The organism is Streptomyces xinghaiensis S187, assembly GCF_000220705.2.
Taxonomy (GTDB): Bacteria; Actinomycetota; Actinomycetes; order Streptomycetales; family Streptomycetaceae; genus Streptomyces; species Streptomyces xinghaiensis.
This window is the reverse complement of the sequence record NZ_CP023202.1, coordinates 7,043,135-7,069,597: the sequence shown is the minus strand read 5'-3', so window position 1 is coordinate 7,069,597 and position 26,463 is coordinate 7,043,135. Positions and strand designations below refer to the sequence as shown.

The 26,463-nt window shown below is 70.2% G+C and carries 23 protein-coding genes and 2 CRISPR repeat arrays; of the genes, 11 read left to right on the top strand and 12 right to left on the bottom strand.

Annotation, left to right across the window (positions count from 1 at the left end; translation table 11 throughout):
• Positions 1-38: 38 nt before the first annotated feature.
• From cas6e to SXIN_RS30320, 6 genes are all read right to left on the bottom strand, one after another.
• Positions 39-713: a type I-E CRISPR-associated protein Cas6/Cse3/CasE gene (cas6e, locus tag SXIN_RS30345; RefSeq protein WP_019712016.1), complete on the bottom strand. Its 675-nt coding sequence runs from the start codon at positions 711-713 to the stop codon at positions 39-41.
• Complete coding sequence (cas5e, locus tag SXIN_RS30340; protein WP_019712015.1) at positions 710-1,561, bottom strand: type I-E CRISPR-associated protein Cas5/CasD; 852 nt, start codon at positions 1,559-1,561, stop codon at positions 710-712. The genes cas6e and cas5e overlap by 4 nt, the downstream gene beginning before the upstream one ends.
• The gene (gene cas7e / locus SXIN_RS30335; RefSeq protein WP_019712014.1) at positions 1,558-2,739 is read right to left on the bottom strand and encodes a type I-E CRISPR-associated protein Cas7/Cse4/CasC; all 1,182 of its coding nucleotides are present in this window, start codon (positions 2,737-2,739) and stop codon (positions 1,558-1,560) included. Before cas7e ends, cas5e begins: the two co-directional genes overlap by 4 nt.
• Positions 2,740-2,752: 13 nt before the next feature.
• A complete protein-coding gene (gene casB / locus SXIN_RS30330) occupies positions 2,753-3,547 on the bottom strand; it encodes a type I-E CRISPR-associated protein Cse2/CasB (protein WP_019712013.1) in 795 nt (264 codons plus the stop codon).
• A gap of 76 nt (positions 3,548-3,623) precedes the next feature.
• On the bottom strand, positions 3,624-5,192 hold the full coding sequence (gene casA / locus SXIN_RS30325) for a type I-E CRISPR-associated protein Cse1/CasA (RefSeq protein ID WP_095757838.1): 1,569 nt from the start codon (positions 5,190-5,192) through the stop codon (positions 3,624-3,626).
• Between the two features lie 212 nt (positions 5,193-5,404).
• Positions 5,405-8,272, bottom strand: a complete 2,868-nt coding sequence (locus SXIN_RS30320; RefSeq protein WP_095758271.1) for a CRISPR-associated endonuclease Cas3'' — start codon at positions 8,270-8,272, stop codon at positions 5,405-5,407.
• 156 nt (positions 8,273-8,428) lie between these two features.
• A CRISPR array of direct repeats spans positions 8,429-11,082; the repeat unit is 29 nt; unit sequence GTCCTCTCCGCGCGAGCGGAGGTGAGCCG.
• Between the two features lie 113 nt (positions 11,083-11,195).
• On the opposite strand from SXIN_RS30320, the gene SXIN_RS30315 reads away from it, so the two are divergent.
• Together SXIN_RS30315 and SXIN_RS30310 are read left to right on the top strand one after the other, a co-directional pair.
• Positions 11,196-11,495, top strand: coding sequence for a hypothetical protein (locus SXIN_RS30315; protein WP_019712010.1), 300 nt, complete (start codon positions 11,196-11,198; stop codon positions 11,493-11,495).
• On the top strand, positions 11,492-11,734 hold the full coding sequence (locus tag SXIN_RS30310) for a hypothetical protein (protein ID WP_019712009.1): 243 nt from the start codon (positions 11,492-11,494) through the stop codon (positions 11,732-11,734). The genes SXIN_RS30315 and SXIN_RS30310 overlap by 4 nt, the downstream gene beginning before the upstream one ends.
• Positions 11,735-11,794: 60 nt before the next feature.
• Positions 11,795-12,617: direct repeats of the CRISPR family, unit length 29 nt; unit sequence GTCCTCTCCGCGCGAGCGGAGGTGAGCCG.
• A gap of 89 nt (positions 12,618-12,706) precedes the next feature.
• Here the strand turns inward: SXIN_RS30310 and SXIN_RS30305 are convergent.
• Together SXIN_RS30305 and SXIN_RS32640 are read right to left on the bottom strand one after the other, a co-directional pair.
• Positions 12,707-13,018 carry a flagellar basal body L-ring protein FlgH gene (locus SXIN_RS30305; protein WP_039824597.1) on the bottom strand — a complete coding sequence of 104 codons (312 nt, stop codon included), beginning with the start codon at positions 13,016-13,018 and terminating at the stop codon, positions 12,707-12,709.
• Positions 13,019-13,027: 9 nt separating this feature from the next.
• Positions 13,028-15,379 (bottom strand): hypothetical protein, encoded by a 2,352-nt coding sequence (locus SXIN_RS32640; RefSeq protein WP_238153901.1) that lies wholly within the window; start codon positions 15,377-15,379, stop codon positions 13,028-13,030.
• A gap of 919 nt (positions 15,380-16,298) precedes the next feature.
• On the opposite strand from SXIN_RS32640, the gene SXIN_RS30295 reads away from it, so the two are divergent.
• On the top strand, positions 16,299-16,940 hold the full coding sequence (locus SXIN_RS30295) for a hypothetical protein (RefSeq protein WP_157916365.1): 642 nt from the start codon (positions 16,299-16,301) through the stop codon (positions 16,938-16,940).
• A gap of 23 nt (positions 16,941-16,963) precedes the next feature.
• Here the strand turns inward: SXIN_RS30295 and SXIN_RS30290 are convergent, their stop codons facing one another.
• The 4 genes from SXIN_RS30290 to SXIN_RS30275 all read right to left on the bottom strand — a co-directional run bounded on the left by SXIN_RS30290 (position 16,964) and on the right by SXIN_RS30275 (position 20,600).
• Positions 16,964-17,887 (bottom strand): NAD(P)/FAD-dependent oxidoreductase, encoded by a 924-nt coding sequence (locus SXIN_RS30290; protein WP_039824594.1) that lies wholly within the window; start codon positions 17,885-17,887, stop codon positions 16,964-16,966.
• Positions 17,884-18,462, bottom strand: a complete 579-nt coding sequence (locus SXIN_RS30285) for a cysteine hydrolase family protein (RefSeq protein ID WP_095758270.1) — start codon at positions 18,460-18,462, stop codon at positions 17,884-17,886. The genes SXIN_RS30290 and SXIN_RS30285 overlap by 4 nt, the downstream gene beginning before the upstream one ends.
• 5 nt (positions 18,463-18,467) lie before the next feature.
• Positions 18,468-19,634 (bottom strand): helix-turn-helix domain-containing protein, encoded by a 1,167-nt coding sequence (locus SXIN_RS30280; RefSeq protein WP_039824592.1) that lies wholly within the window; start codon positions 19,632-19,634, stop codon positions 18,468-18,470.
• Between the two features lie 210 nt (positions 19,635-19,844).
• Positions 19,845-20,600, bottom strand: a complete 756-nt coding sequence (locus SXIN_RS30275; RefSeq protein WP_019712002.1) for a GntR family transcriptional regulator — start codon at positions 20,598-20,600, stop codon at positions 19,845-19,847.
• Positions 20,601-21,047: 447 nt separating this feature from the next.
• Between SXIN_RS30275 and SXIN_RS30270 the strand changes: the two genes are divergently transcribed.
• From SXIN_RS30270 to SXIN_RS30240, 8 genes are all read left to right on the top strand, one after another.
• Positions 21,048-21,866: a hypothetical protein gene (locus SXIN_RS30270; RefSeq protein WP_019712001.1), complete on the top strand. Its 819-nt coding sequence runs from the start codon at positions 21,048-21,050 to the stop codon at positions 21,864-21,866.
• Positions 21,867-21,975: 109 nt separating this feature from the next.
• Positions 21,976-22,140 (top strand): hypothetical protein, encoded by a 165-nt coding sequence (locus tag SXIN_RS31690; protein ID WP_019712000.1) that lies wholly within the window; start codon positions 21,976-21,978, stop codon positions 22,138-22,140.
• A gap of 162 nt (positions 22,141-22,302) precedes the next feature.
• Positions 22,303-22,608, top strand: a complete 306-nt coding sequence (locus tag SXIN_RS30265) for a hypothetical protein (RefSeq protein WP_019711999.1) — start codon at positions 22,303-22,305, stop codon at positions 22,606-22,608.
• A 141-nt stretch (positions 22,609-22,749) separates the two neighbouring features.
• The gene (locus tag SXIN_RS30260) at positions 22,750-23,145 is read left to right on the top strand and encodes a hypothetical protein (protein WP_019711998.1); all 396 of its coding nucleotides are present in this window, start codon (positions 22,750-22,752) and stop codon (positions 23,143-23,145) included.
• 83 nt (positions 23,146-23,228) lie between these two features.
• Positions 23,229-23,534: a WhiB family transcriptional regulator gene (locus tag SXIN_RS30255; RefSeq protein ID WP_019711997.1), complete on the top strand. Its 306-nt coding sequence runs from the start codon at positions 23,229-23,231 to the stop codon at positions 23,532-23,534.
• 200 nt (positions 23,535-23,734) lie between these two features.
• Positions 23,735-23,923, top strand: a complete 189-nt coding sequence (locus SXIN_RS30250) for a DUF5999 family protein (RefSeq protein WP_039824671.1) — start codon at positions 23,735-23,737, stop codon at positions 23,921-23,923.
• Positions 23,924-24,045: 122 nt separating this feature from the next.
• Positions 24,046-24,423, top strand: a complete 378-nt coding sequence (locus SXIN_RS30245) for a hypothetical protein (RefSeq protein ID WP_019711995.1) — start codon at positions 24,046-24,048, stop codon at positions 24,421-24,423.
• 458 nt (positions 24,424-24,881) lie between these two features.
• Positions 24,882-26,399 carry a DUF2637 domain-containing protein gene (locus tag SXIN_RS30240; RefSeq protein ID WP_019711994.1) on the top strand — a complete coding sequence of 506 codons (1,518 nt, stop codon included), beginning with the start codon at positions 24,882-24,884 and terminating at the stop codon, positions 26,397-26,399.
• Positions 26,400-26,463: the final 64 nt, after the last annotated feature.

Genomic DNA, 26,463 nt, shown 5'->3' with positions numbered 1-26,463 from the left:
GGCCGGAGTTCGCTGGGCCCTGGATGCGGTGGCCGGTGTCACGTGGCGTCCCTCGCGGGCGCGATGCTGAGCAGGCCGCAGCCGTAGGGTTTTCCGCGGCCGATGCCTTCGACGATCTTCTCCCGGAGCTGGTCGGGGTCGGTGATGGCCGCGGTGCCGTCGAAGCGGGTGCGGGCGTGGCGGACGCGCTGTTGGGCCGCCGGGCCGCTGTTTCCCCGCCGGCCGTGGACGGTGTCCAGGGGCTGCGAGTGCAGCTGGAGGGGTTTGAGCCCGGTGGCGTCGGCCTGGCGGAGCCACCATTCGTCGGCGGCGGCTCCGCTGAGCGGGACCACGGCGGGCAGGTTGTACAGCGCTCTGGTGGTGGCCCCGGGTTTGCGGACGGCGCTGGCCACGCACCGGTAGCGGACGGTCAGCCCGGCCCGCAGGGCGTCCAGCAGCGGATCGAGGGGGCGGCTGCGGACGTCCCCGTAGCCGTCGGGGAGGCGGGTGAGGTCGGGCTTCTCGGTGCTCTGCAGCAGGATGTGGACTCCGGCGGGGGTGTCCTCGGTGCGGAAGAGGACACCGAATCGGCGCCGGGCCTCGGGGCCCGCGTCATCGGGGAAGAGCGACATCAGGCGGCGGTGGAGACGGATGGCCCCGTCGGTTCCGGCGGTGTCGCGGCGGGCGTCGGCTGAGCGCTGGTCCGGGATGATCCGGGTGAGCCAGGCGGTCAACGGTGCCTCCCTTCCGGGTCGTTCAGGTGGCTGGTCAGGTAGTCCTGGAGCCGGGCCAGGTGTTTGTGTTCGGCGTCCAGGCCGGCGTACTGGGCGTGGGGGAGCCGGACGGTGCGCCGGTACAGGGGGCGCGCCCGGTGGGTGCGGTGGCGCGGGTGGAAGGAGATCGGTTCGTCGTTGACCTCGCTGGAGGGGTGGCGTCCGTCCCCGCCGTCCGCTGTGACGAGGTGGCCGGGCACCGGGAGCCGGTCCAGCGGCTGGTCGGAGAGGAACTCGACGCCTTGCTCTCCTCGGGGCGGTGGGCCGGCCAGGGGGAGGTGGACCAGGTGGTGCAGGGCGTTGTCGCTCTCGCCCAGGAGGACGGGGCCCTCCGGAGGACAGGACCGCCGGCCCAGGAACGGGGGCCAGTGGGGATGGCGCAGGGCCTCGGCACAGCGCGCCAGCGTGTCCCGTCCCTCCGCGTCGTCGGTCCCGGTGACGGCGACAGTGAAGGCCGCGTCGGCGAGATAGGTGCGGTGGGTGAGCAGCGTTCCCGTGTCACCGGGGCGCTTCTTGCCTTCGGCGGTGGTGACGGTGGCCTTGGTGGGCAGGCCGCCGCCGACGGTGTGCAGGTCGCGCAGGAGCACGCCGGGCCGGTCGGCGCGGATGGTCAGCGACAGCCGGGTGAGGTCGTCGATGGGCTGGTTGCGCCGTCGGCCTTGTGCGGCGGCGAGGAGACCGATGACGCCGGACCGGGTGGGGAAGCGGGCGGTGTCGCGTTCGTTGAAGTGGCTGTGTTCACCCCAGGACTGCAGGGGGCCGGCAAGGCGCAGCAGCAGCCCGGGAGCGGCGGTGGTTACGGCGCTCATGCCGCGGCCTCGGCGCCGCCGTCGCCGAGGGCGGTGTCCACCGCGTGGCCGATCAGGCCGTCGAAGGAGTCGTGGCGTCGGCCGAGTCCGGTCAGGTCCTTGGGGTCGAGGCCGGCCCATCCTGAGGTGAGGATCCGGCCGGTGCCGAGGAGCTTGTTGGCCGCCTCGGCGTAGGTGTCCAGCGCCGTGACGGAGCGGGCCGCGAAGCCGCCGATGTCGGCGGCGCGGACCGGCTCCTCGAACGCCGCCGCGTAGGACAGGGGCCGGTCGGAGCGCACGGCGACGTGAACGAGGCCGGGGATGGTGTGCGGGGCGGTGGAGTTCTTCTTGGCCTGCGGCAGGGACTCGATGAAGGAGACGAGGAAGGCGGAGACCAGCTCCCGGGCCGCCTGCGGGTCGTCGCCGATGTTCGCGGTGAGGTCGCGCAGGTCCACGGTGGCGTAGCGGTAGAAGGTGCCGGCGCTGAACTCGGCGTGGCCCATGTGCCCGCTGCCCGTGGCGTCGTCCCAGGCGTCGGTGATGTCGTCGACGGCGGAGAAGTAGTCGAGCTCGACGTCCGTCTCGTGCGTGGTCAGGGCGTGGGCGACCTGCACGGCCCCGTCGACACCGGCGTCGTCGATCTCGGCGAGCATCCGCCCGAAGAGGTTGATCACGCCGTTCCGGGAGCGCAGGACCGCTTCGATGCGGTCGTTGGGCAGGACGCTCTTGTCGGAGGGCTTCTTGATGTCCTTGGCCTTCTCCAAGGCCTCGCGCTTCTCCTCGGCCAGGTCGGCGAGTTCGGCGACCGCGGCCCGGGGGACGTAGACCATCGCGTTGGTGAGGACCTTGTTGGGGACGATCTGCTTGGGGTCCTCCCGGTTCTTGGCCAGCTCGAACTTGATGCTGCTGCCAGCCGCGACGTGACCGCCGGCGCGCTGCGCGAGTTCCGAGGGCCAGCCGCGCTCCTGCAGCTCACGGCTCACGCGCTCGCCGATGCGCCGGGTACGCAGGGCCGCGTCACCGATCCGCTCCTGGAAGAAGGTGCGCATGGCCCGCTTCCAGGACTGGCTGCTGACGCGGGTACGCAGGGTGTTGCCGTACTGGACGGTCTTGACGGAGTTGGTGTCGTCCCGGTTCAGGTTGGCGAACGGGATGGACTGCAGGGCGTGAATGTCGATGAAACGGGCGGGTGCGGTCATGGTGATGTCTCCTTCAGGCAGTGGTCGTCGGGGAAGAGGCGGCCGGGCTCTGCGGCCGTGGGCCGGGTACGTGCAGCAGGCCGGCTTCCTCCAGCTCCTGCCGGTCGCCGGTCTCGGCCTTGGCACGCAGGTCCGCTGCGCGCAGCCGGTAGTAGTCCTGCAGCCAGCGGCGGGAGATCCGGCCGGAGTGGGCGGGCCAGGCGATCAGGTCGTCCAGCAGTTGAGCCCAATCGACGGGGACTCCGATGTCACGGACGTAGCGGACGGCGGCGGGCAGGTGCCGGTGGAGCCCGTTGGTGCTCTGCCGGGTGAGGAGGTTGAGGCGGGCCTCCGCCGTGGACTCACGCATCTCGCGGTCCCGGCCCGGGCCCGTGGTGACGGCGAGCGCGAAGGCCGTGCCGAGGCTGTCGCCGTAGCGGGCGGCCGTCTTCCTCGAAGCGGCTCCGTCGCCGTCGCCCGGGCTGTTCTCCGGGTCGGTGCCGACAGGGGCCGTGTCCTCGTCGGCGGTGTCGTCGTCGGAAGCCGGTGCGGAGGCGCCGAGGCTGCTGCGGGGCTGATCGGCGATCATGGCGGCCACCGCGTAGTACGCCCGCTGCTCGGCGCCGGACACGGCCCGGTCCTGAGGCAGCCAGCGCGTGACCAAGCGGTGCATGCGCGGGACGTCGTCAATGTCCCGGCGCAGTCCGCTCCGCAGGGCCGTACGGGCTCCCGGGTCGCTGCGGCAGATCTGCTCGATCCAGGCGGTGTAGGCCAGGCGCTGCCGACGTCGGGCTGTGGCCGGATCGTGGGGTGGTGTCCCGGTGGACATGCTGCTTCCTCTCTGTTGGGCAGGCAGATATGGCCCGTTGGGCGGCTGTTTCACAACCGGGGTTCGGGCAGGCGGTTCAGGCGCGCTTCTTGCGCGGGCCGCCGTACAGCTCGACGCGGGCGTTGGATACCGCCTTCGCGCCACGCAGGGTGCGGGTGACGGAGCCCGTCACGGTGTCGTACGCCTCCTGGGCGAGCCCCAGGAACGCGGCCCGGGTGGCGGCCGGGTCGAAGCCGACGTCGAGGGCCCGGCCACTTCGGTCCAGGCTCCGGAACCGGGCCCAGAACTCGGCCTCGGCCTTCGGCCAGTAGCGCGCGGCCGCCTCCGCTGCCCAGGTGCCGGCGTCGGCCTTCGCATCGTCCATGTAGGCGGCCCACGCGCGCTTGACGGCGCGGTCCAGACGCTGGCCGTACATCTCGCCGAGCTGCCGCATCCGGGCCACGGCCGGTGCGGTGCGCGGGGCGAGCTTCTCGACGTATCCCAGGACGGGCGGGGTGGAAGCGTCCACGAACTGGGTGTCCTTGGCCTGCCCCTCCTGCTCGAAGCCGAGCGCCCGCACCCGCAGGAACTCCGACACTTCGAACGCGGCGTCGAAGACCTTGGGCTGCTGGGGCTGGGAGGCGCCAACCGGCTCGTGCAGGAGCAGGGCGTCCAGGTCGCGCCACAGCGCACGGTCCGCCTTCGCCGGGCGCGGATAGCGGTTGCCCTGCTGACTGATCTGCCAGATCAGGTAGTTGTCGTCGCGCGGAATACGGCCCGTGCGGTACGCCCAGGTGATGTAGGCGTCCCGGATCAATCCCTTGTTCTCCTCGTCCGGAACGAGCAGCACGGCGTGCTGGGAGCAGGCGGTGAGCCGGGAACACGGGCCCGAGGGCACGGGAGGCGGGGCATCCGGGTCGGGCAGTTCGTCCCACTCCCAGGGGCACCGGTCCTCCGTGCGGCGCACGGTCGTCTCCGGAGGGACCAGGCCAGCCAGCAGCGTCTCGAAGAGCGTGTCGCCCTCCGGGTGGTAGGACAGGGCCGTCCGCAGCGGACCCGCGGTCGCGCTGGCGGTCTTGACCCCGTTGACCTCACGGGCCGAACAGCGGCCGGAGGGGCCGTAGTAGTGCCACACCAGGAGGTTCAGGAGGGCTTCCGAGGCGGTGGGCAGGTCCGGGGCGCTGTCGCTGCCGTGCCGGAACCAGGCATGGTTGTTGCCTGAGGGCCGGGTCACGATCAGCTTGTTGACCCCGGCGGTGTTGTCCGGGTCGCACTGCTCGGCCAGGCGCGGATCCTGCATCCAGGGCCGCCCGCCCTCGCCGCCGTACAGGAAGAACCGGTCGCGGTACTCGGCGAAGTACTTCTCGATCCCGTCCACCGGCAGGCGGCCTTCGTCCAGGACCTGCTGGCGTCGCTCCCCCCAGTCCCCGGGGCCGGCCTCGTCCAGCCCGGTCACCCGCGCGGTCAGGGCGTAGAGGATGCGCAACAGGGCGGAGTGCGCGGGCGGTACGGGGATCGCCAGGCTGGCGATATCGGCGCTGCGCAGCAGCACATCCTGCAGACCAATTCGACCGGTTAACTGGCCTGTCACCGGATCAGGCGCAGTAGAGACCCAGCGAACCGGGATTTCCGGCTCGTAGAGCACGTTGTAGGGGTCTGTTGGCATGTGGCTCCCTGCCGTTCAGGACACAATGTGGTGGGGTCCCCGCACGAGAGCGGGGGTGATCCGCCTGTCGCCGACGGCGAAGAGACGAGATCTGCCCGTGCCCGCGCAGGCGGGCGTGGACCACCGCAGCCGCAGTGGTGGGGCACGGACCGATGTGGTGGCTCACCGTAGCAAGCCTGTCGCTGAAGGCGACTAGCGATTTGACAAACTGCTCACACCGACTCCAGACCCACCGCCGAGATCCTGATGGACCGGCCCCCGCTGCGGCAGATCCACGTGCCGTCGCCTTCCGGTTGTATGCGGAGCAGCATCAGATCCCGCAACACTGGTCGCTCCTCCCAGCTCTCCGGCTGGGGATGGCTCTCCGGGCCGGAGCGCAACCACTTGCCCGGCACGGGAGTCACGTGCGACATGATTTGTGCCAGAGCATCCCGGTCGAGCCCCCGCGGGCCACCGACAGGAAGCACGGCCTTGCCGTCCTCGTCGAGCGTGAGCGCCCCGTCGGCCTGCTCGTACAGGCACAGCACCCGCCCGGTGTCCGCGCCCAGCCGAGTGGTGAGCAGCTCCTCGGTGACCCCGGCTTCCCGGCGGCTGAGCCGGTGCAGGTCGCCCGCCACGTCCGCCGGCGCGCAGATGCTCACTACGCGGGCCATGTGCTCCTCCGCTGCCTCGTCAGCGAGACGCTGGGCGTCCAGCTGACGCAACTCCCGCTCGGCAGCCGGATCCAGGCCCTCGATGAAGTCCTCCGCGTACACGGCGTCGATGAGGCGCTGCACGTCCGCCGGGACGTTAATGCCGCTCTCCACCTGTTCGTGCAGGAGAAGAGCCGTGCGGTGCAGCAGGGCGGCGTCATAGACCTGGCCCCAGGTGCGGGGGATCTCGGTCTCCTTCCGGTCGTCGACCGGCTCCAGGACCACCAGCCGCGGCCGCTCTTCCGGCAGTGCCCACGCAGGACGTCCCCGGTCTCCCCGAGCGTGGCGGCGGGCACGGCCGGCGCGCTGGAGAAGCTGAGCCAGCGGAGCGAGGTCGGTGACGACCAAGTCGAAGTCGAAGTCGAGTGACTGCTCAACCACCTGTGTGGCGACGAGGATCGACGCGGGGCGCGGGCTCGCCGTGTCTTCGTCCGAGCGGGGCTTCCCGTACGCGGATTCGCACTCGGCCGTGATCTTCTGCCTGGTCACTGCCGGGAATCGCGAATGCAGCAGCCGGAGCCCGCCCTCCCGCGCCGCCAGGGCGGGAAATGCCTCGCACAGATCCCGGAAGGTGCTCTGGGCCTCGGCCACTGTGGTGCAGCACACCAACGCCGTGCCGCCCTGCTCGGCCACCGGCCGCAGAGCCTTCCGCAGCGCCGCTCGGCGCCCTCCCGGGGCAACGGCCGCCCTCGGTGCCTCGCCCGCATCCCAAGCGACTCGATGCACTGACACATCGAGCGTCCGGGCCCGGTCGGTGGAGGTCGTGCGGGGAGCGGAGACCTCACCGGTGGCGGCGTCGGTGAACAGCCAGCCGGGGTAGCAGGGCTCAACCGCCGTCGGCTCCGTGAAGCCGGCACCGCGCCGGTAGGCATCCACCAGGGAAGCCGCCACCCGGCCCGTCAACGTCGCCGACAGCAGAACGACCGGCGCGCCGAACGCCCCAAGCCACTCCAGCAGCCGGGTCAGGAGCTTGTGCATCCACGGCCCGTAGGCGTGCGCTTCATCGACGACGAAGACCTTGTCGGACAGGCTGAACAAGCGCAGTGCGTTGTGGGTGACGGGCAGAACAGCGCTGAGCGCCTGGTCGATCGTCCCGGCCCCGAGCGGAGCGAGCAATCCGCGCTTGCGCCCACGCAGCCAGGCCCCGGCTTCGGTGGCCGTGCTCTCCTCCGCACTCAGGCCGCCGTTTCGCGCCTGGGCGTCGTCACGGCCCTCCGACCGGTTGTAGGCGGGGCTGAGCCAGGCCATGGAGTGCAGCAATGTCAGCGCCCGCTCGCCCGCCAGCGCCTTCCCCGCGAACTTTTCCACCCGCGGGAACATCGCGTCGGCGGTAGCCATGGTTGGCAGGGCGAAGTACAGCCCCCGGGCATCGGCGGCCCGGCCGAGGACGGAGGACGCGAAGAGAGCCGCCTCCGTCTTGCCGTCACCGGTCGGCGCCGTCACCAGCAACAGACCGGGACCGCGCTGTGCGACCAGTCCGGGAAGGTGTTCCACCAGATCGCGCTGAAGGTCGTTGGGAGTGAACGGGAACATCTCGGCGAACGTCTGCGTCGCGAACCGCGCCCGCCCCAGCCTCGCCGCGCTCACCAGATCCGTTGCCGCGGCCACTGTCCGCACCCAGTGAGCGTCCAGTTCCTCCGGCGTGCCCTGCCAGTCCGCGGGCGGCAGCAAGGGTTTGATCGCGTCGATCTGACTGGCCAGCCAGTCGGCCACCACCACCAACCCACTGACCACAACGGCCAGCTCAGCCGGAAGCCCTCGCTCCGGCACAGCCGTGGCACCAACAACCCGCCGCACCTCGGCGAAGTGAGCCCGACGCTGCGCCGCCCACCCGTCCTCCCCCAGACCACGCTGGTAGGTACTCGAAGCAGCCAACTCCTTCTGCTTCAGGACGGCTCCGAAACACCCGTGGTGTCCACCGAGAAGTTGCGCGACCTGGTGACTCACTGCCCTGCGCAACAGCCGGCGATCACCGGGGTACCCAATCTCGTCCAGCAGCAGCGCCAAGGCCCAGTGGGTCGCGATCTCATGCCGGAACGCTCTGTCGCTCTCGGCACCCGGGGCTCTCAGATAGACCGGCTCGTCGCGCACAGCCGCGAACGCCGCCGGCACCTGAGCCTGAAACGGCGGCGTGATCTTGCCCAGGTCGTGCAACCCGGCCCAGAACGACAGCACAGCCCGCGTCTCCCCCGGAGGCAAGCCCAGAGCATCAGCCAGACGCTGCCGCATCCGCTCGCCGAGCAAACCGTCCCAAAGCGCGGAGAACACAGCGGCGGTGTCGAGCAGGTGACACACCACCGGGTACGGCCGCGGTAAGCCGTTCTCCTTTCCCCACATGCGGGGGTCAAGGAGAGGTGTTCCGCCGGCCGGGGCATCGCTGTTCATCATGTGCCAGAGGTAGCAGGCGACACTGACAACGCCAGTGCGCCCATACACTGACCTGTCATGACCCCACCTCACAACGCCGGTTCCGTGCGGGTGTGGGTGCGGCTGCACAATGGCAAAGTAATTGCAAAGGCGCTCTAGAAGACCAGGTCAGGAAGTGTCCTCTCCGCGCGAGCGGAGGTGAGCCGAGGACGCCGTCCTGCAGCGGGTTGCGGTCCATGTCCTCTCCGCGCGAGCGGAGGTGAGCCGTCGACGGCGTCTCCGCCCTGGCGACCGCCATGGTCCTCTCCGCGCGAGCGGAGGTGAGCCAGCGGACGGCGCCCTCCACGGCGTCGTACTCCGGGTCCTCTCCGCGCGAGCGGAGGTGAGCCGTGGTGAACGTGAATCCCCTCTCTACTGTTCACGTCCTCTCCGCGCGAGCGGAGGTGAGCCGCGCCTCGCCGCGTACAAGCTCCTCGCGGCCTAGTCCTCTCCGCGCGAGCGGAGGTGAGCCGTGCGTCGTACCATCGCTGATGACGACCTTCCTGTCCTCTCCGCGCGAGCGGAGGTGAGCCGGTGGCGGTCCTTGAGGCAGGGGCCCGTGGCGGGTCCTCTCCGCGCGAGCGGAGGTGAGCCGTCCCAGCGCTTTTCGGCGGGCGTCAGGGTCTCGTCCTCTCCGCGCGAGCGGAGGTGAGCCGGTCAGGTCTTCGTTGCGGAGTTGGGCGGCGGCGTCCTCTCCGCGCGAGCGGAGGTGAGCCGACCCTCCTTGTCGTCGCCCTGGTGGCCGTCGTGTCCTCTCCGCGCGAGCGGAGGTGAGCCGTCCGAGTCCGCGTCCGGCCTCGAGGGCCTGTTGTCCTCTCCGCGCGAGCGGAGGTGAGCCGAACGAATGGTTTTGCATCTCCGTGCGCCGCCCGTCCTCTCCGCGCGAGCGGAGGTGAGCCGCTGGGTCGCCGACCGGCCGGCCCACACCGCCAGTCCTCTCCGCGCGAGCGGAGGTGAGCCGTAGCCGATCGTGGTGACCGGGTCGGCGTGGTCGTCCTCTCCGCGCGAGCGGAGGTGAGCCGGCGCCCACCTGGCCATAGTCGATGACCCGATCGTCCTCTCCGCGCGAGCGGAGGTGAGCCGCGGGACTTGCGGGCCGACTTGGACCGGGCCTCGTCCTCTCCGCGCGAGCGGAGGTGAGCCCTCCTCCGCGGCAGTGTCGTTCATCGGGTCGATGTCCTCTCCGCGCGAGCGGAGGTGAGCCGACCTTGGCGAACCAGTCGAAGCCTTTGCGTTCGTCCTCTCCGCGCGAGCGGAGGTGAGCCGTCCGCCAGAACCTCGCCACCGTTGTGAACGACGTCCTCTCCGCGCGAGCGGAGGTGAGCCGCGGATCGGGCCGACCGGCCGCACGATCAGGATGTCCTCTCCGCGCGAGCGGAGGTGAGCCCCAGCCGAGGCCCGGCCGCCCCGCGCCTGATGAGTCCTCTCCGCGCGAGCGGAGGTGAGCCGTTGAAGCGCATCACCTCGTCCAGGCGGTGGACGTCCTCTCCGCGCGAGCGGAGGTGAGCCGACCAGCGGCGGGACGGCGCTGACGCTGAGGACGTCCTCTCCGCGCGAGCGGAGGTGAGCCAGCAGGCGGTGAGCCGGGAACACGGGCCTGAGGGGTCCTCTCCGCGCGAGCGGAGGTGAGCCGAAATCGCCGGTCCTCGCCGAGCGGCTGACCCAGTCCTCTCCGCGCGAGCGGAGGTGAGCCGAGGTCGACGGCGGACGGCTGGGAGTGAAGGAGGTCCTCTCCGCGCGAGCGGAGGTGAGCCGCGGCCGACGTGCTGCACCGGCGACCGGAACGGGTCCTCTCCGCGCGAGCGGAGGTGAGCCGCAAGGGCGTCGGCCTCGATGCTGCGTGCGGTGGTCCTCTCCGCGCGAGCGGAGGTGAGCCGTGGCTGCGCCCGCGCGCCTGGTGCGAGCCGTGGTCCTCTCCGCGCGAGCGGAGGTGAGCCGAGGACGCCCGCCACTTCCTGGAGGCGTGGTCCGTCCTCTCCGCGCGAGCGGAGGTGAGCCGCAGATCGAGCAGGCCGTTGACGACGAGGACACGTCCTCTCCGCGCGAGCGGAGGTGAGCCGCCGGCGGAATCGGTCACAGTCAATTCCGTGTCGTCCTCTCCGCGCGAGCGGAGGTGAGCCGGCGTCCACGACTCGCTCACCACCCTCGGCATCGTCCTCTCCGCGCGAGCGGAGGTGAGCCGGGGTGTTGATCATGGGGAAGCGAGGGCCGGCGGTCCTCTCCGCGCGAGCGGAGGTGAGCCGGACGACCTGTTCGCCGCGATCACCGCGGCGCTGTCCTCTCCGCGCGAGCGGAGGTGAGCCGCAGCGCCGCGGCCGGTGGATGGCCGTCGTCGAGTCCTCTCCGCGCGAGCGGAGGTGAGCCGACGTCCACAAACGCCGTGCCGAGATCCCCGACGTCCTCTCCGCGCGAGCGGAGGTGAGCCGTACAGGGCCCGCGTGCTGCGCGTGCCCGAGGGGTCCTCTCCGCGCGAGCGGAGGTGAGCCGTACCGCGCCCCTTCGTCGCTCATCAACGCTTCGTCCTCTCCGCGCGAGCGGAGGTGAGCCGATCGTCTCCCATTCGTCTCCCACTGGGAGAAAGTCCTCTCCGCGCGAGCGGAGGCGAGCCGCAGTGGAGAGCGGCATTCTCGGATGCTCGCTTGTCCTCTCCGTGCGAGCGGAGGTGAGCCGCGGCCCCTCGTCGGCGGCTTCCGGGCCGACGCGTCCTCTCCGCGCGAGCGGAGGTGAGCCGAGGTACCGCGCACCCTTCCACATCAAACGGCGGTCGTCTCCGCGCGAGCGGAGGTGAGCCGCCCAGCCGGTTGACCGCGCACCCTGCTGTGTGCGCAACGGGGTGCGCGAGGGCGACCCCGGCCATTACGCTGCAAAGCGATATCGGAATGGTCTATCAGATCTTGGGGTCTAGGTGAGCGGCGGACAGCAGTGGACGATCGACAGCATCGCGCACGCCCTTCCGCACTCCGAGCTGCGTGCCACCTTCATGCGTGAGGCGTCCTTCACCGACGTCCATCGGCTCCCCGACATCCTCCAGCGGTGGGTTGATTTCATCGAACGGGTCGAAGCCGAACGCCCGCGCGTGGAGGAGCTCCAGGCCTACTATCGTGACCACGGACAGTTGCCGCCCGAGCACGAGAACGAGTCGGCCGAAGGTGCCGCACTGTACCGGCAGTGGAAGACACGGACGGAGCACCAAGGAGCCGCGTGACCTGGCACGTGCATATCACCGAGCACACCTTCCGGATGCTCCGCGGCCTCTCCGACAATGCCCTCGGTGAAGTGTTCGACCTCTTCCGCAGCCTCGAACGCGACCCCTATGCGGTCGCCCAGCCGACGGGCATACCCGACGGCAGGACCTTCGAGGCCGCCTTCCCCCACGGCATCCTCACCGTCATGGTCAACGACGAGACTGGGCGGATCACTCCCATCAGCGTTGTCGCCCTCTAACCCCACACACCGAAGCCCCGACGGCCGGCCCGTGCAGCGGGGGCTTCGTCGCGTCTACGGTGTGCTCTCAGCGTGAGCGGAGGTGAGCCGTACGACAGCCAGGCCTCGCCCTGGCGGATGGCGTGCTCTCCGCACGAGCGGAGGTGAGCCGCCAGCCGCGGATGCGGTGGGTGCAGCGGGTGCGTGCTCTCCGCGCGAGCGGAGGTGAGCCGGCCGCGGTCGACGGCCTCGTTGACGCCGGGGTGTCCTCTCCGCGCGAGCGGAGGTGAGCCGTTCACCCGGCGCCGCGGGTCCGGCGTGAACGCGTCCGCTCCGCGCGAGCGGAGGTGAGCCGGTCCGGGCACGGGATTGGTCGGCCATTCAGCCGTCCTCTCCGCGCGAGCGGAGGTGAGCCGCGTCCGCAGGGTTCGCCGCCCTCAAGGACGACGTCCTCTCCGCGCGAGCGGAGGTGAGCCGGTCGAGGCCCGGACGCTGGTCCTGGCCGCCGCGTCCTCTCCGCGCGAGCGGAGGTGAGCCGCCCAAGACCCGCCGCAGCCGGCGCACCGTCCGGTCCTCTCCGCGCGAGCGGAGGTGAGCCGCGTCCGCAGGGTTCGCCGCCCTCAAGGACGACGTCCTCTCCGCGCGAGCGGAGGTGAGCCGCGGGCCGCCCTCCACCACCGACGGCACTGACTGTCCTCTCCGCGCGAGCGGAGGTGAGCCGGCGAGACTCTGCCTGTTCCGCTGCTACGCGCTGTCCTTTCCGCGCGAGCGGAGGTGAGCCGTTTGCCGGCCGCAGCCGCTCGAATCTCGGAACGTCCTCTCCGCGTGAGCGGAGGTGGGCCGCTAACTCATCAGGTGAAAGCTGAATACTCAGCGTCCTCTCCGCGCGAGCGGAGGTGAGCCGCCCTCGACGCTGGTGATCTCGGACTGGATGGTGTCCTCTCCGCGTGAGCGCGCGGCGATGTTCACGATGACGGGGGTCGGCGGTGAACCTCAGGATCCGTGGGCTTGCAGGTCGGCGAAGGTGGCAACCGTCGCCGACCACGCCCGCTCGTTCGGAACACGATGCCACCCGATCAGCGAGTCGGGCGTGACGGTGTCGGGCCGGATCATGTAGCCGAGCATGACGAGTTCGCACCCGGCCGCCGCCGCAGCGTCCGGCGGGAACTCCGGCCAGTCCGGCCACTGGTGTAGTTCCCGTTCGGCAACTGGCTGCGAACTCCCCTGTTGTACGACCTGCAGCACCCATCCCTTCTGTGCCGCTCTGCACACAGCCGTGAGATCGTGGTGCTTCTCTGTCGTCATATCGGGACACTAACGGGCCCGAAGGCTGCGGGCCCCTTCCAGGGCCGCCATGGCGGATCCGGCCGTCTCAGGACGGGGCCTGCCGTGCAGCTGCGCCAGCCGCGTGTCTAGCAGGTACTGGGCGGTGCGCTGCCGGGCGGCGTCGGCGGCCTTGGCCGCGGCGGCGAGGGCGTGCGCGCTGTGGGGGTTGGTCCTGAACCAGCGGCGGTTTTGCTCGGTCGTGTATGCCCGGCGGGCCTCGGCCTCGGCTTCCTCGGTGCGGCTCAGCATCGCCAGGGCGCAGCGGCGGTACTCGAGGGCTGCCTGCTGGGTGGTCTGGAGGGCGCCGAAGGCGAGCACGGCCGCGTTCCCGCTCGGGTCTGCGTCCAGGTCGGCAGGGCCCGCCATCCGCAGGAACTTCTCGCGGGCAGTTGCGATCTCGGCTTCCATCGTGGCCCGCACCCCGGCGGCTACGGCGGCCACGTCCTTGGCGTCGTTGAGGTCGGCGGTCCAGGTGGCGGCGACGTGGCCGGCTTCGACGATCAGGGCTTCGGTCCGGCGCCGGTAGCCGCACGCCTCGCACAGTCCGGCCGATCGGCTGCGGCCGCAGTCCTGGCACGACAGTCCTTGCCGGGCCGCCTCGGCGGCGGCCGCGGCCCGGCGCTCGCGCTCCGCCCGTTCCCGGGCGGCCACTCGGGCGGCATCGCGACGGGCTTGTTCCGCGATGGCGTGCTCACGCCGCCGGGCGAAGGCCTCCGCCTTGATGGCGGCCTGCTCCCGGAGCCGTTCCTCGAGAACCTGGCGGTGCTCGAGCACGCCCAGGCCAGGCAGTTGAGCTTCCACCTGCGCCGCGATCCGGGCCCGCTCAGCGCGCCGGATGTGGATCACGTTTCCGCAGGTGTCGCACTCTGCGCCGGTGTCCAGCCGGATCCCGTCGTCGCACCGGGGGTCAGAGCAGGCCGGACGCTGCACGAGGCCGCGGTGGATCAGCCAGCCGAACGGGCTCCTCACCAGCGCCTCGCCGCCGGTTTCCCCCAACCGGTCCGTGAGCCGGTCGGCGAGCAGTTGCGAAGCGGTTTCTGGCCGTGCCAGCACCCCTGCCAGCCGGGTCAGTTCCCCGGCTGCTGCCCGTTCGACCTGGTGCTGCTGCCAGCGGTTCAGCTGTGCCCACAGTCCCGCTACCGGGGTCAGGGCGACGCGCAGACGAAGATCCGCCGGCAGGCCGGCCCTCCGAATCTCGCCGCACCGGCCGGGCTGAGGCCGAGCGGGGGGCCGCTGGCCTGGTTCGTCGACCGGGGATTTCTGCGGCTTTTCCCCGCGCAGCGGGCCGACACTGGCCACCGGTGGTGCTGCTGGCCCGGCCGTGCCCCGACGACCGGCGGCTTGGTCCTCGCGCGCGCACGCGCGGTCCGGCAGAACACCGGACCCTCCACGGCCTTCGCCGGAAAACCCACCAGAGAGAGCAACAGAGGAGACAGGGGAACCCCCAGCAGGGTGGTGAGTGTGAAGGGCTGCCGTAGCGTCGGGGTCTGCCCCGTCTGGACCGGCCGCCACCGGCACGCCGCTGACCTGCGAATCCGGAGCCGGCTCCGGCGTCTCAACAGGCCCTGCCGTACCATCGGGCTCTGAAAACGCGGGATTTGACGCCACCGCACCGCCTCCCTTGACAGCGCCGAGACCGCGGTGGCCGTGTGCGGCGGCGACCGCCGGCACCATCAGCCGCGTGCGGTGCGCGAGCCCGGACGCGGTCCGCACCCGCGCCCGCCGCACCAGACCTCGGCCCTCCAGGCGCTCGAGCACCTGCTCCCCCGCCGACGCCGTGCAGCCCAGCAACCGGGCCACCGTCGCGGCCGCCCGGCCGCGCTTGGTGTCCACTACGCCGCCGCACTGCCGCACCCGGCCCGTTTCCCGAGCCTCCAGCACCAGTAGCAACAGTGCCAGACGGTCCGTCGCCGCCCCGCGGCCTGTACGTGACCCGAGCAGCCCGGCCGGCGTCACTCGGCCATCCCGGTGCCTCCAGCCCGGTGCCATCACCGCCTCCACAAGCCGCAGCAGCGTCGCCAGCTCCGTGCGGCGCAGACACAGGGGATGCCCGACAGTCCTCCGGGCCTGCCATAGCGGCAGCACCCGGCACGCCAGCCCGACGTCCTGGCCGAACTCACCCTCTGCCGTATCGACGGCGACTATGCCGGATCGGCGTAGCGCGGGGACAACGCGCGAGGCGACGTAGGAGGCCGACAGCCCCAGCCACCGGCCCAGCTCGCCGGTGCGAATCTCCACCACACCCGACACCGACGGCGTCCGCGCCGCCAACACCACGACCGCCAACCGCACCGCGTCCGTCACACCGTCCGAGCCGGCAACGTCCAGCAGCGTGCGCACCGCACCACCCAACCGGGCACGGGCATCCCGGCCCAAAGCCAGCGGATTACCCGGCCCGCAGACTGGCGCCGGACCGCGCTGCGCAGGAACCGCTCCGGCGCCCGTAGCCGCCACGGCGTTCACGAGGAAACCTCGGAAGACCGCCCCAGAGGGGCCGCGCCGTTCCACTGCCACAGCTCAGACACCTGTTGCGGAGAGAACTGTGACCGGGGAGACGCCACAAAATACGCCAACCGGGCATGGGTGGGCTGACAAAAGGCAGCACGATGCTGCAACATGAGTCCTGTCCTTCTCGCTGCGTGGGAGAGGGCATGACGAAGGCCGCTTTGGCGCTTCGTTGGTTCGGGGAGAACCAAGATCGAACTGTTCGGCCGGCTGCTAACCGGACGGACAACTCCTTCGGGAGGGCCTGCTAAGCCCTCCCGGTGGCAGATGGGACGCCATCAGCCGAGGTGACCGGTAATCACCTGGGTGGCCGGGCGTCCCGGCGGCTTGACGACCCGCTCAGCGGGCGCCGCCATCGCGACTACACCATCTCGCCCCCTTCCGGGGCAGAGGTGCGCCCGCACGCGGACTTGCGCGGGGAGACAAAGGAGGCACCCAGCCGGAGCGACGTATGAGCCGTCGCTGCCACGGCGGGTGCCTTGGCGTGTGCCTGTCGGAGGGTACGGGTACCCTGAACCATGTCGAGACCTTCCCTAGATAGGTCTGCGGCCGTGCCCCGGAGCACCACCTCGCGGGGCTTAGCCATGCCTGTATGGATCTTTTGCAGGGACACGCTACTCCCTCGAGATCCCTCACCGGCACCCTGGTATAGCTCGTGTCGCCGGTAGGCGTCCCGTCCTTGAGGGTGTGCCAGAACCCGGTGGTGACCTGTCCTGTTCCGCAGCCGGAGCGCTGTACAGGCATCATGGGCGGCATGTACGCGACGCAGATGCCCCGGCACGACGATCCCCTGGACGTGGAGACCTTCGCCCGCCCTGAGCAGCAGCGCCGCTACATCGCGGCTATGCACCGTATCGCTGCTGAGCGCCGCCCAGGCAGCCCGGTTCGCGTCTACGTCAGCGCCGCGCCCAAGACTGTCAGCGGCACTAACTGGCAGCGCTGGCTCAAGCGCATCACGCAGGATCTGCCAGACGGCGTCGAGTTGTTGCACTACCGCTCCGCCTTCGCGGAATCCCTGTACGACTGGGACACGCTCGCGGGTCGGCTCGATGGCCTCGTCGTCATTGGAAGGCCCAAACGCCTCGGCAGCCGAGTCCACGTCCTCGGCCCCGTTGCGCGCCTCGAACTCCGCTCGCTGGTGGCGGAGAAACCCGTTCTGCTCTTCACCCACAACCTCGGTCTGGTCCCCGTCATCGACTGCAAGAGCCAGGTCATGCCCCCAGACGAGGCACCACGACTCAAGCTGATCGCGCCGAAACGTTGGAACCGGGACTCGACCACGCTTCGAGCTGCCCTCCAAGCTCTCCAGCCAGCTGCCCATGGCAGCCGCAGACCCAAGCTGCGCCGGACCGCTCCAGACCACCTGGTGGCCCCGTTCGCCACCAAAGGCAGGTAGTGAGACCCCACGTCCTCGGAGCGTCATCGAGGACCACCTGAGCCAGGCGGTGTGGTGCCGTAGTAATAAGTGAGTACGGCCTCAGCTCCGGATCCTTGTGCGGTGGCTATCCGCTGATACCGCGAAGACCGCAGGTCTCCTGCGACCTGGATGCGCGGGTGCTGGCCGTCGGTGGGGCAGTAGCCATCCTGGCCCTGGGCGAGTCCCTGAAGGGCAGCCGGCCTATTGCCCATGTTGTTCAGCACCGTGGTGACGGCATAGACCGTCCGTTCCCCGTCCTGGTCCTTGACCTCAACCGTCCAGCCGTCGCCGTAGGCGGGCCGGGTGATGGTGACGTGGGAGACAGGAATTATGCGGACACGATCATCACCCGCGACTTCGGCGACCTTGTACTCATCCGTCGGGGGGCAGAGCACGTGCAGCGTGTTCGACGTCTTCTGGTGGACCCGGAGCCAAGTCCCGAGCGGGCGATCGGCCCCGAGCACGTACGTGCGACCTATGAGGTTGTCCGGTGCGGCACGCCAGAGCGGCGGCGCGGTGAGATCGTTGGGAGCGGTCACCCAGTCGGCTTCGGCGGGTGTGAGCGCGGCTACTCCGGTGGCGACCACGATGGTCTGCCCGGTCAGGACCTGGCCGCTGTCCAGAGTGAGTTCGGCTCGGTCGTCGTGACCGTTCACTGCCACGGCCCGGGCCTGCATCAGGGTGCACCAGCCGTCTTCTTGCAGACGTTGCAGGTCCTGCGCCAGAGCCTGCGCCAGATCCGGGCCGGTCGACCAGTTGCCCGGCATGTTGCTCAAGGCGCCGACGACGTGCAGCTTGCCTCCGGTTAGCCCAGCCTCGATCACTACGGTGCGCAGCTTGAGGCTGGCTGCCATGACTGCAGCCGACACTCCAGCCGGGCCGGCTCCGACGATCAGGACGTCCGCGTCGTATGAAGGTGAACTCATGTGTGTGCCCCCTGTCTGCCGATTCTGGGCAGGATGGTCTCGCTGGTGACGAGTTGGTCGGCGCCGAGGTTGCGAGCGGCAAGCAGCAGGGCGGCGTCGTGGTACTCGGGTCCACCGGTAGAGGCGCAGGCGTCGGTGACGATCCAGGGCCGATATCCGCTCTGATAAGCGGCGATCGCGGAGTCGTAGACACAGGCGTCTGTGTCGATGCCGCACAGCACCAGGTCGCTCCAGCCCTGATCACGAATCAGTTGCGCACCCTCCGGGGTGAAAACCGACGACCGCGCCTTATCGATGACCGTGACCGCGGAATCCGTGAAGGGAGCAAGCTCCTCAACGAGAGCCTGCTCCTCCGCGGTGCGCAGCCGCGTCCAGCCGGTGATCGTCTCGTATGGCGAACCGAGCTCGTTATGGAACCGCGTGAAGACCATAGGACCGCCAGCGGCTCGCCAGCCTTCCACCAAGCGCACGATCGCCGGAAGCGTGCCGCGGCTATGCCGGTTGACGAAGCCCTGCTGCACGTCGATGACGATCAGCGCCGTCGAGCGAGGATCCACCCAGTCCGCCTTCCACATGGCCGTCACGGATTGCTGTCTCGAAGAGCGTCCTGGGCGGCACGCAACCGATCAGGAAGTTCGCTAGTTGTCAGAATTGCTTCGCGCATCACGCGATGCTGGGCAGTCTCTGTGGGGCGGGCGGTGGTCAGCCGGACGTACGCGCCGCGTAGGAAGCGCCAGCTGTATTCCCTCGGCATCACGGGATCTTGCCCGTCTTCGACTATGTGCAGGATGTGCGACGACAGCGCCCACAGCGCCTGAACATCCAGCTCCAGAGCGACGATCTGGTTTATCGTTAGGGCACGCTCGTCTGGCTGCGGGTGATAAGAAATTCCCGACCAACCGGCCACCCCACGAGAAGCGCCGCCGTCGAAGGGGAGCGCCTCAGGGTGCGCCCAGCCATCGCGGAACTTGGCGTCCTCGACTCCTGCCCCGAGGGGCACGATGTTTGCCGGGTCCTGGCGGTCAACGAGCACCGACGGCGTGGCCAGCAACTGCAGGGCGGTATCGAGTCCGGCCCCCGACCAAGCGTGCTCACGCAACTCGTACACGGACAGCACGTACTCCGGATCCGGCGACGCCTCAACCTGTCCATCGGCGCAGTGTTGCTCCAACAGGCCCGTGATGCGCTCCCCCGCCCAGGCCCTGTCTGTCAGGTAGGAGCGGTAGCGCCACACTGCCAGATCAGTGAACGAGTCCACGCGCTGGCGCTCTTCCAAGTGCACTACGACGACGCCACATGCGTACATGTGCACTGTGGAGGACTGGGCTGAGCGGTGCTTGCCGGGTAGTACTCGCTGGTCAAGGCCAGCCGGACCGGACGGTCGGGGTGTTCCGGCTGCGTACAGTGAGCCGAGCCGCTCGCCCAGGTAAACCGGCAGGAACTTGTGGGAAACCACGATGCAGGGCGCCGACTGCGCTACCGCAGCCGCTGCGGCGCCATCGGTCTCCCCTCGCAGTGCCGCCAGTCGGACACGGAACGCTTCCTGCTCTTCTGGAGTGCACTGGGCAAGCGCCGTATCCAGGATCTGCGCCATCGCCGGACGGCACACCCGCTCCTTATTGCGCTGCCACTGGGAAACCGTCCGGGGACTGATGCCCAGGTCTTGCGCGAACTCACGGACAGACTGGCGCCTTACCGAACGCAACAGCAGCGCCTCCTCACCTGTCCACTGATCCACGGCGATCACTACACACCCCCTGGGTGGTCCATGACCAGGCAGACGAGGCCGTATTTCCACGCTAAGTCCACACCGCTGCTACGCGGGGACATCTCGCTCAACGTCGTCGCCCCGGAAGCTGGTTGACGTTGATCCAGGCACACAACACACCGGCCGGAGGAATCTATGCCGTCCTTGGACACACGCCAGTGCCGCGTCCGTGTCCACCGCTCCGTGCGATCAGGCATCGAACTCGTAGTCCAGGACATACGAAGCGGAGTCGAGGGTCATCTCATTGATCTCGACAACTCGCTGAGCAGCGTCGAAGGCGGTTCTGCACACCTTCAAGACAGGGCGCTCAAGGGACATACCCAGAGCGGCAGCTTCCTCAGTGGTGGGCAGCCGCCCGCGGATCTCCTCCCGGAAATGAACGGGAGCGTGGCCAAGGTCGGCGAGGCGGGCGTAGGTTCCCCCGGGACCTGTATCGGCTTGGGTAATGGCCGACCCTGCCACCAGTGCGTACGGCAGGTACGAGGTAGCGAGCATGACAGGTCGGCCAGCGAGGACGAAGCGCCGGGACCTGGCACACGTGGTCTCCCCCTCCCCCAGCTCAAGCATGCTGATGATGTGGGCCGGGGGGACGACCTCTTCGACAGTGACCCGGTCGACGGCCAGCGGGCGATCTTCGTCCGCAGACCAGATGGACTTGCCGGCCCCCCACTGGTCCCGCGCCAGGCGCTGGATGCCACGCCGCCGGATGGGGCTGAATGCCTGGACGAAGAATCCCGCGCCCTTCCGGGACTCCGCGAGGCCCTGGTTAGTGAGCACGCGCAGCGCTCGCCGGGCCGTCATAACGGCCACGCCGTACCGCGGAGCGAGAACGTTCTCCCCTGGCAGTCGGTCGCCAGGTGCGTACTCTCCCCGCTCGATCGCCGACTTCAGCTCGTCAGCGATCTTGAGGTATCTGGGCCGATCAGTGCCCGTCTCGTCTGCCATGTGTCTCCTTACCTCGCTATCGACCCTAGGGGCTTCGATGCTCAAGCGTCATCAGCGCCTCGCGATCAAACAGTGCCAGCAAGAGACTCGCAATCCTCACTATCGAAATGCTTGACATCGATAGCGAGGTCTTGCACCATCGTACCGGAGCTTCGATATCGAAGCTTGCGCGGTAGTCGCCGCTTCGGCGGCTCGGAGACGAAGAGCCTCACCAGCTCCTCCGCCCCATGACTATCTGCGCGCAACACCGCAGGAAGCCGCTTTCCCCTCACGGGGAGGGCCGGGGTCGATAGCTCCACCAAATCCCCCGGGCGACCGGCTCCTGCGCATCGCAGCGCTGATGCGCTGTCCGCCTGCCAGGGCACCGGATTGTCCGGTCGGCCCTGACCGGCGGAGAGAGCACCGCGATGCGACCTTTTCGCCCCTTCACACGCAAGGAGCTCCTTCATGGCCCCGCCGTCCGCGACTCCCACGGCCCGCAAGCGGCGCAGCAAAACCCGCACCCCCCAGGTCAACCACCGCCCGCCGATCACCGTCTCCACCCTCAAGCCCAACCACATCGACCTGTCCCCCGGCAAGGAACACCTGGTCTGCCCCGACTGCCGGACCTGGTGCCCGATCACCGGCATGCAGGGCACCCCAAAGCTGGTCCCCCACCACAACAAGCCTGCTGGCACCGCGAATCCGCGTCGCTGTACCGCTGGCAGCAACCGCCGCGTCGACATCGACCTCTCAGTCGGCGAGTGGCGCACTGGGCTCGTTGAAGCGGTCCCGACCACCAACTCCCGCCGCGCGACCAAGGTGCTGCCCAAGCCGAAGACGACCCGGCTGCCGGCCGTCGGTCAGATCAAGCCCGTCCCGCTCAGCGCAGAGACAGTCCGCCAAGCGTTCCGGCGGCACCAGCAGCAGTGCCGTGCCTGTGGGCAGGCGTTTCAGCAGCATCGTCCGGCCAGGGAGAGCGGAACCACCGGCCGCGACGGTCAACCGCTTCCATGCCACCACGGCGAGCGCTTGGCCGCCGCCTTCCTCCGTCTGCTCCGCCAGGAGCCCAAGCGCCGGGCCGTGCGCGAGGCCTTCGCCCGGGAGCGGCGGCGGTTCGATCGCCGGTACACGGACCCCAAGACGCGGACATCGCAGTGGGCCGCCGTTCTCCCGGCGGTGGAAGCCGCGGACGCTCAGCGCACGCAGCTTCCTGCCGGGGATCCCCCGACGGAAGGCCCCGCTGTCCCTCTCATCACGCTCCGCCCTGAGCCCCCGGTGTCCTGAGCACCACGCAGGAGCCACCACGGCCCCGGCCATCCCGAGCGGTCGGGGAGGCCGGGGCCGTGGCTGCTCCTACCAGAGCCGCCCCGGCCGACGATCGAGGAGGAACTCCATGCCCGTGCCGACCGATCCCCGTACCCCGCAGCAGCGCATCAACGACCAACTGAAGGCAGCACGCCGACGACTGTCCGGCCCTCACCTCTCCCACGCGGAGCGCTGCGAGCTCGCCGACCGAATCCGAGACCTGGAGGCGGAGGCCCACCGGATCGGCGCCTGACGACATCCTGCGCTGCCCCGTGCGGCTGCCCCCACCTTGGAGGCGCGGCCGCACGGGAGTGCGCAGGGACGCACTGCCCCGCTGTTGGTGGGATGCGACGAACCCCCAGGGAGCCAGCCCTGGGGGTTCTTGTCGCAGGTCACCCTTCTGAGAGGACGACCCATGCACAGTCTTCCCACTCTGGCCCCGCCCGTGGCGTTACCGAGCGTCCAGGACGAGGTCGGGCCCCGCGGCCCTGGCGCCATCTACCAGAACAGCGACGGCCGCTTCGAAGTCCTGGCCCTGACCACAGACCCGGCGGAGGCCGCCGCGCTCCTGCGCAGGAACGCCGCCCGGTGGGCCGTGATCGTGCGGGACACGCTCCGGCCCGACGGTCAGCCGTACCCGGTCGGTTCGGTCTGGACGGACTCCGACTACCTGATCCGGCCCGCGCACACGGACAGGGACACGTACCGGTCAGCGGCCTGACCAGCCATCACGGCCGCCGCCACCCTGAATCAACTGGGGTGGCGGCGGCCGCGGTTGCTTGTCCGAGCAGCCGAGACGGCGACAGCCCCGGAAGGTGAGAGCTCCGGGGCTGTCTGATACAGGCACTTTCGAGGAGTCCCTGTGATCGACAGCATGGCACGACCCGGCACCGTAGTGACCGCCGGGCTCATCGAGGATCTGGAGAGCGAGGACGACCGGCGCGGTCCGGAGCGGGACGAGACCGACAGTCTTTCGTTCCGGGTGATCCTGCCGCACCGCAGGAGCCGGGCGCCGTACGGCGGATCCGGCCAGCAGTGCGACATCTGCGGTGGCTACTTCGGCGTCACCTTCTGGACCTGCTCCGCTTGCCAGAACCTCGGCTACCGCCTGTCCGGTAACGGCCGGGCAGGCGGTGCGAGGCGGACGCCGGTGATGGAGGAGCGGCCGCCGCTCCCGGTGAGGCCGACCCCGCACGAGCGTGACGGCCGCGCCCAGAACCCGGAGCCGGCTCGCCCGCACCCGCAAGCACCGCACTGAACACGAGACGTCACAGCGACAGGCCCCAGGGATGCCGCCCTGGGGCCTGTCTGGTACCCAACGGATTTGACCGGAGGCCCCATATGAGCCGCTCTATCGTACGCACCCGCTACGCCCCCTCCGCCGCCCAGCCGAGCGACTGGAGGGAGCGCGGCGCCTGCCGGGAGGAAGACCCGGAGCTGTTCTTCCCCATCGGCAACACCGGCCCGGCACTGCTGCAGATCGAGGAGGCCAAGGCGGTGTGCCGCCGGTGCCCCGTGATGGAGACCTGCCTGCAGTGGGCGCTGGAGAACGGCGAGAACTTCGGCGTCTGGGGCGGGCTCAGCGAGGACGAGCGCCGGGCCATGAAGCGCCGCGCCGCCCGCAAGCGGGCCCGGAACGCGGCCTGACCGCTCCCTCTGGCCGAAGCGTCGGCTGGCTTCCCGCCCATGCTCCAGCACCACCCAGCCCGGTCGGCTGCACCCCGGCCGGCCTTTGGCACGCCTCCGGCCCGGGAGGGCCCCGGGCTCACTCTTCCCCTACAGGAGGACTCATGGAAAGCAGCACCCAGTTCAACGCCACGAGCACGCCGAGCCGACTGCCGACCGCGCTGTGCACGCACACCCCCAAGTGCCCGACCGCCGACAGCCCGGCCGGGGACGCCGCGCAGGTCGTGGCCCGCCACCCGGAGCAGGGGTGGAGCCTGCTGTGTAACGCGGTCCTGCTCTTCGAGGACACCGGCGAGCTGCTCCCCGACGGGCGGGTCATCCCCCCGCGCCGGCCCCTCGCCGCGGTCTGACGGCTGCCTGATCCGCTCGCACCGATCGCCCACCACCGTGGCGGTCGGGTGGGGCGGTGACGGGGAGCCGGACAGCCCGGCCCCGCTGGCCTCGTGCTGGTGCGCGAGAGTGAGGAGAAGACGTGTCCCAGCCGCTTCGCACCCAGGCCGTCGTGTCGCAGACCGTCTATGCCGAGGGTGACTTCGTCCTGTACCGGGACGCCGAGCGGTTCTGGCTCGGCGAGTCCGACCACACCTTCGTGGGCCGGGTGCACCGGGCTTGGCGGCACGGCGGCACTGGCAGAGCCGTGTACGACCTGATCGAGCTGAGCAGCAACAGTTGCGTCACCGGGATCGACCCCGACTACATGCGGCTGCTGCCGCCGGCCGACGCGATGGCCGACATCGACACCGCGCCGCTGACCGGGCCGGACACCGGGGCGATGCCCCCGGCTGCTGTCGCCTGGATCCGCCAGCACTTCGCCCAGGTCGTCCCCACGCTGCCCGATCCGTGCGACTGACCACGACCGCTACTCGCCGCTCCCGGCCCAGGGGAGTGAGTGACAGTCACCGCGGCTGTCCCCACCCGGCTTCGCGCCTACCGGGCAGGAGCGGCACGCAGTTTCGAGCCCGCCCGCCAGATCGGCCGCCCATCCCCTGGGCGGCCGATCTTTCCGTGCGCCCGGACCGGAGAGAACCGGTGTCCGTTTCGCCAACAACTCCTCCGTGCCAACTGCCGCTTCGGAAACGCCCCGCCGCGTTTCGGGAGCAGCCCCCAACCGTTTCGCCCCCGTCCTGAATGACCCTCCCGGAGAGCCTGATGACGATCACCGAAGTGCCGCAGAAAGCGGCCGCCGACATTCCCGCTTCGCACCCGCCGGGCCCTGCTTCGAGTGCACCGGAGAAGGTTTCGGGCCCGCCCCGGAGTGTTTCGCGGGCGCCGAAGCGGAAGACGATCAAGCCGGGCCGGGACGGGCTGATGACCGCCCTGTCGTTCGCCGCTGCGGTCGGCGGAACCCTGGTCGGGATCATCGGCTTCGCGATGTCCTACAGCACCCTCGCCAAGGTAGCGCTGAGCTGGGGATTCAGTAGCGAACTCGCGCCGTGGTTCCCCGTCGGCGTCGACGCGAGCATCATCGCGTTCCTCGCCCTGGACCTGTACCTGATCCGCAAGGACACCCCGTGGCCGGTGCTGCGGCTGGCCGCGCACGCCATGACGGCTGCGACGATCTGGTTCAACGCCTCCTCACAGGGCCAGATCACCGACGACCCGGTCCAGGCGGCCAGCCACGGCGTCATGCCGTTCCTGTTCGTGATCGGCGTGGAGGCCGCCCGGCGCCTGTTCATCAAGAAGACCCAGCTCGAAGCGGGGACGGCCACCGACCGCATCCCCCTGCACCGCTGGATCCTCTCCCCCATCGCCACGCCACGGTTCTACCGCCGGATGCGGCTGCACGGGATCGCCTCCTACCCGGAGATGATCCGCCGCCAGCAGGAGCTCACCGGCTACGAGCAGTGGCTCAAGCGCAAGTACCACGGCGACCTGAGCAAGGCGAGCGACGACGAGAAACTGCCGATGAAGATGGCCGCCCACGGCTACACCGTCTCCGAGGCCCTCGCGCTGCCTGAACAGCAGGAACGCGAAGCAGAGAAGCGAAAGGAGGAGGCGGAGCGCCGGCGCCTGGACGCGGAGACACGCCGGAAGGTCGCGCAGAAGAAGGCGGAGGCCGAGGAACTCGAGGCCGACGGCGAACTGGAGGCCGTCCGCGCCCGGGTGGACGGCCAGAAAGCCGAAGCCCGAGCCCGCGCCCGCGCCCAGGCCGGCGCCGCCGAGCGGGCCGCCGAGCTGGAGGAACAGGCAATGGAGACGGCCCTGGTCGCAGAGGCCCGCGCCCGGGAGGCCGAGGCACTGCGCAAGGAGGCCCAGGAGCGCGAGGCGCAGGCGGCTGCGGATGTCCGCGCGGCGGAGCTGGAGCGCCAGGCAGCTGAGAAGCGGAAGGCAGCGGCGGAGGCCGACCGGGTCGCCGCGGCGGAGGACCAGGCGGTCGAGACGGCCACGATGGCGGAGGCCCGCAGGCGTGCCGCCGAAGCAGACCAGGCCGCCGCCGAAACCGAGAAGGCCGCTGCCGAAGCCCGCCGCCACGCGGCCGAAGCCGAGCGGCGCGCGGCGGAGGAAGCCGAGCGGCAGGCGGCCGCCGACGCCCGCACACAGGAAGCCCGGCAGCGTGAGGCCGAAGCCGAGAAGGCCGCTGCCGAAAAGCGGCTGGCCGCCGCCGAAATCGAGCGGCGCGCGGTCGAAATAGAGGACGCCGCGAAGCTCACCCCGCGCGAGCGGGCAGTCCGCCGGGTCGCCCGGATGATCCTCACCGCCGGCGGCGAGCCCGACCAGGTGCTGCTCGCCGACATCCAGCGCGAGCTGGCGGTGTCCTCCACCGACACCGCTTCGAAGTACCGCCAGGAGGCAGCCGAGCTGCTCCGCGAGGGCTACCAGCCCTGACCCCCTCGGCCGGCACCACCAGTGAAGGCCAGCCCAGTCGACGTGGGCTGGCCTTCGCTGCGAC